Here is a 4,183-nt window from a genome sequence, read left to right as displayed (position 1 = left end):
GAGCGCGGTCCAGGCCGCCCAGCGGCGCCCGGCGACGACCGCGCCGAAGCAGCCGAGCGCGACGGGCAGGAAGACGGGGCCGTACGGGTATCCGGCGCCGAAGTAGAGCACGGCGGCGAGCACGGTCCCGAAGGCCACCCCTACGGGGTAGCGGTGACGCCACAGGAGCAGCACCGAGCCGACGACGAGCAGCACGCGCGCGTAGAGGTCGAGTGGGACGCGGTCGGGCTGGCTGTGTCCGGCGAAGCTGCTGCCGATCAGCACGAACACGGTGACCAGCAGCGTGGAACGCCAGGGCCACCGGGTCGGGGCCGCCACCCCGTCCCACGGCGGTCCGTGGCGCCACCACCGGGGCGGTCCCCCGCCGCGTACCCGCTGCTCGTCCATGCACGTCACGCTAGACGCCGGGCGGCGCTGGGGGCGTCAGCCGGACGGGGTGATCACGAGTACTTCCCAGGGAGTACGAAGCGATACCCGTGAACTCCCGTCCACTACAGCGCCCCGTAAGGGGCGCGGGGAACTGTGCGACCAGCCCCCACCGGGCCGCAGACAAAGAACCACGCACCCAGCAGGGCACTCACACGTCCGCGAGCCCCACCCCGAGCGCAAGCCGTCGTACCGCATGACGGAAGAAGATCTCACGCTCCTCCACCACCCGACGGAACTGACCGAAAAGCTCAAAGCTGACGAGTCCATACAACTCGGCCCACGCGGCGACCAGGGCCACGGCCACCGCGGGCGGAAGGTCACCGGCGAAGTCCGCGACCATGCGCTCCGCCTCGGGTTGGAGATCGGCCGGGAGCGGAGGCTCGGTCAGCGTGCCGGCCTGGTGGGCGTCCCGCGCGATGCCGATGAGGAGGAGGGCGACACGGGCGGCAGGCGGCACGGTGGTCTCGGGGGCGACATACCCGGGGACCGGCGAGCCGTAGATCAGGGCGTACTCGTGCGGATGCGCCAGCGCCCAGCCACGTACCGCCTCGCACACGCTCGTCCAGCGGCGCAGTGGGCCCGCGCCGGCCACCTTGGCGTGGGCCGTTTCCGCGCTCTCCCCGACGGAGTCGTACGCGTCGATGATGAGCGCGGTCAGCAGGTCGTCGCGGCTGGGGAAGTACCGGTACAGGGCGGAGGAGACCATGCCCAGTTCACGGGCCACGGCGCGCAGTGAGAGCTTCGCGGCGCCCTCGGCGGCGAGCTGTCTGCGCGCCTCGTCCTTGATGGCCGCGGTGACCTCGATCCTGGCTCGGGCGCGGGCGCCTTGTGTGGTGCTCATACGGGCAAGTGTGGCACGGAATCAGAGCAGCGCACACAAACGAGAGCAGCGCATAAAAAAGAGAGCACCGCTCTTGCATTGGATCGCCCAGCCGGTGCAGACTGTTTCCGAGAACGAGAGCAGTGCTCACAAATGGGAGCCGCGCTCTCCAAAACCCAGGAGTCGTCATGAGCACGCACGTCCAGAAGCCCGGCTGGTTCACGGTCAACGTCTTCAACCGCGCCGTCGCCTGGTTCACCCGCCGCGGTCTCAGCGTCTGGGGTTCGCGGGTGCTGGCGGTGCGGGGCCGTAAGAGCGGCGAGTGGCGGACCACCCCGGTGAACCTGCTGACGGTGGACGGACAGCAGTACCTCGTCGCCCCGCGCGGGCACGTCCAGTGGACGCACAACATGCGGGCGGCGGGCGGCGGCGAGCTGCGGCTCGGCAAGAAGGTGGACGCGTTCACCGCGACCGAGGTCACCGGCGACGACAAGGTGCCGCTGCTGCGCGCCTACCTCAAGCGCTGGAAGGCCGAGGTCGGCGTGTTCTTCGGAGGAGTCGGCCCCGACTCCTCCGACGACGAACTGCGGGCGATCGCGGACGACCACCCCGTCTTCCACGTCACGGTCAGGAGCTGACCTCGCCCTCCGCGGACTCCTCCGCCTCCACGGGCGCCACGGGTTCCGCGGTCCTGCGGTCGAAGGCGGTCAGCGCGCGCTGCGCCATGGGATGGCTGCGCACCAGCTCGCCCAGGGTGGTCGAACCCCGGGTGATGTCCATGAAGGCCTTCCAGGCCGGCCGGAAGCCGGTGAGGGCCGCGTGGAACAGTCCGGGGCGCCGCTCGAAGACCGCCAGCATGGTCTTGCCGACGCTCATCTCCACGCCGAGCCCCGCCTTGATCGCGAACGCGTAGTTCAGGGCCTGCCGGCGGGTGTCCACGGCGTCGTGCGCCTCGGCGATCCGCACCGCCCACTCCCCCGCGAGCCGTCCCGAGCGCAGCGCGAACGAGATGCCCTCCCGGGTCCACGGCTCCAGCAGGCCCGCCGCGTCACCGCACACCAGCACCCGCCCGCGCGAGAGCGGCGAGTCGTCCGCCCGGCACCGGGTCAGGTGCCCGGAGGAGATGCTCGGTTCGAAGCCGGCGAGGCCGAGCCGGGCGATGAAGTCCTCCAAGTACCGCTTCGTGGCGGCGCCTTCACCGCGCGCGGAGATCACCCCGACCGTGAGCGTGTCGCCCTTGGGGAAGACCCAGCCGTAACTGCCGGGCATCGGGCCCCAGTCGATGAGCACCCGCCCCTTCCAGTCCTCGGCGACCGTGTCGGGCACCGGGATCTCCGCCTCCAGGCCCAGGTCCACCTGGTCGGTCTTGACCCCGACGTGCGCCCCTATGCGGCTGGCACTGCCGTCGGCGCCGACGACGGCACGCGCGAGGACCGTCTCGCCGCCGCTCAGCACCACGGCGACCGTACGCCGGTCCGGCACCGCCGAGCCGTGCTGCTCGACTCGTGTCACCGAGACGCCGGTGCGCAGCTCGGCGCCCGCCTTCTGCGCGTGCTCGACGAGCTGCTGGTCGAACTCGGGCCGGTTGATCAGCCCGAACAGCATCTGCCGGGACCGGCGGGTGCGCGTGAAACGCCCGTTGTTCGAGAACGTTATGGCGTGCACCCGGTCCTTCAACGGCAGCTCGAAGCCGGGCGGCAGGGAGTCGCGCGAAGGTCCGATGATGCCGCCGCCGCACGTCTTGTAGCGCGGCAACTCGGCTTTCTCCAGCAACAGCACACGCCGTCCCGCGACGGCCGCCGCATAGGCGGCCGAGGCCCCCGCGGGTCCCGCGCCCACCACGACGACGTCCCACACCCGCTGCACGTCGTCCGCCGAAGAGTTCTCGCTGCTCACGATGGTCTACTGCTCCCGATCAAGCCGCTGCCGCACCTGTCCCCCGCATCCTACGGCGGACATCGCCATAGGCCGTTGTGGGAGGATCGACGGCATCATTCGTACAACGTCGCACCCACAAGGAGCGTGCCCATGTCGTCGCATCCGGTCGCCGAGACCGTCGCCTCGTTGATGCCCAGGGCAAGAACTGAGCTCAGCGAGCTGGTGGCCTTCAAGTCGGTGGCGGACTTCGACCAGTTCCCGAAGAGCGAGAGCGAGGGCGCCGCGAACTGGGTCGCCGACGCGCTGCGCGCCGAGGGTTTCCAGGACGTGGCCCTGCTCGACACCCCGGACGGCACGCAGTCGGTCTACGGCTACCTGCCCGGCCCCGACGGCGCGAAGACCGTGCTCCTGTACGCCCACTACGACGTGCAGCCGCCGCTCGACGAGGCCGCCTGGACGACCCCGCCGTTCGAACTGACGGAGCGCGACGGCCGCTGGTACGGGCGCGGTGCCGCCGACTGCAAGGGCGGCGTGATCATGCACCTGCTCGCGCTGCGCGCCCTCAAGGCCAACGGCGGTGTCCCGGTGCACATCAAGGTGATCGCCGAGGGCTCGGAGGAGCAGGGCACCGGCGGCCTGGAGCGGTACGCCGAGGAGCACCCCGAGCTCCTCGCGGCCGACACGATCGTGATCGGCGACACAGGGAACTTCCGGGTCGGCCTGCCCACGGTCACCTCGACCCTGCGCGGCATGACCTTGGTGCGCGTACAGATCGACACTCTCGAAGGCAACCTGCACTCGGGCCAGTTCGGCGGTGCCGCGCCCGACGCGCTGGCCGCGCTGATCCGCGTACTGGACTCGCTGCGCGCCAAGGACGGCTCGACGACCGTCGACGGGCTCGCCGCCCACGCGTCCTGGGACGGACTGTCGTACGACGAGGGGCAGTTCCGCCAGGACGCCAAGGTGCTGGACGGCGTCGAGCTGATCGGTTCCGACGCGGTCGCCGACCGCATCTGGGCGCGCCCGGCCGTCACGGTCCTCGGCATCGACTGCCCG

General features: G+C 71.0%; 4 protein-coding genes and 1 pseudogene. 2 read left to right on the top strand and 3 right to left on the bottom strand.

Going from position 1 to position 4,183, the window contains the following annotated elements:
* Window positions 1–387: pseudogene (locus R6V09_RS47475) on the bottom strand (sensor histidine kinase); the annotation flags it as partial.
* A gap of 190 nt (window positions 388–577) precedes the next feature.
* Window positions 578–1,270 carry a TetR/AcrR family transcriptional regulator gene (locus R6V09_RS47470; protein WP_317887666.1) on the bottom strand — a complete coding sequence of 231 codons (693 nt, stop codon included), beginning with the start codon at window positions 1,268–1,270 and terminating at the stop codon, window positions 578–580.
* Between the two features lie 167 nt (window positions 1,271–1,437).
* On the opposite strand from R6V09_RS47470, the gene R6V09_RS47465 reads away from it, so the two are divergent.
* Window positions 1,438–1,887: a nitroreductase family deazaflavin-dependent oxidoreductase gene (locus R6V09_RS47465; protein ID WP_317887665.1), complete on the top strand. Its 450-nt coding sequence runs from the start codon at window positions 1,438–1,440 to the stop codon at window positions 1,885–1,887.
* On the opposite strand, the gene R6V09_RS47460 is transcribed toward R6V09_RS47465, so the two are convergent.
* Window positions 1,877–3,145, bottom strand: a complete 1,269-nt coding sequence (locus R6V09_RS47460; RefSeq protein WP_317887664.1) for a geranylgeranyl reductase family protein — start codon at window positions 3,143–3,145, stop codon at window positions 1,877–1,879. The two genes, R6V09_RS47465 and R6V09_RS47460, sit on opposite strands and share 11 nt — an antisense overlap.
* Before the next feature lie 132 nt (window positions 3,146–3,277).
* Between R6V09_RS47460 and R6V09_RS47455 the strand changes: the two genes are divergently transcribed.
* Window positions 3,278–4,183: M20/M25/M40 family metallo-hydrolase (locus R6V09_RS47455; RefSeq protein ID WP_317887663.1), on the top strand; the 906-nt coding region annotated here is incomplete at its 3' end.

Origin of the sequence: Streptomyces sp. W16 (assembly GCF_033194735.1) — a bacterium.
Lineage (GTDB): Bacteria > Actinomycetota > Actinomycetes > Streptomycetales > Streptomycetaceae > Streptomyces.
This window is presented reverse-complemented; position numbering and strand designations above follow the sequence as displayed.

Coding starts and splice junctions, on each gene's coding strand:
- R6V09_RS47465 (WP_317887665.1), top strand. CDS start 1,438: ATGAGCACGCACGTCCAGAAGCCCGGCTGGTTCACGGTCAACGTCTTC.
- R6V09_RS47470 (WP_317887666.1), bottom strand. CDS start 1,270: ATGAGCACCACACAAGGCGCCCGCGCCCGAGCCAGGATCGAGGTCACC.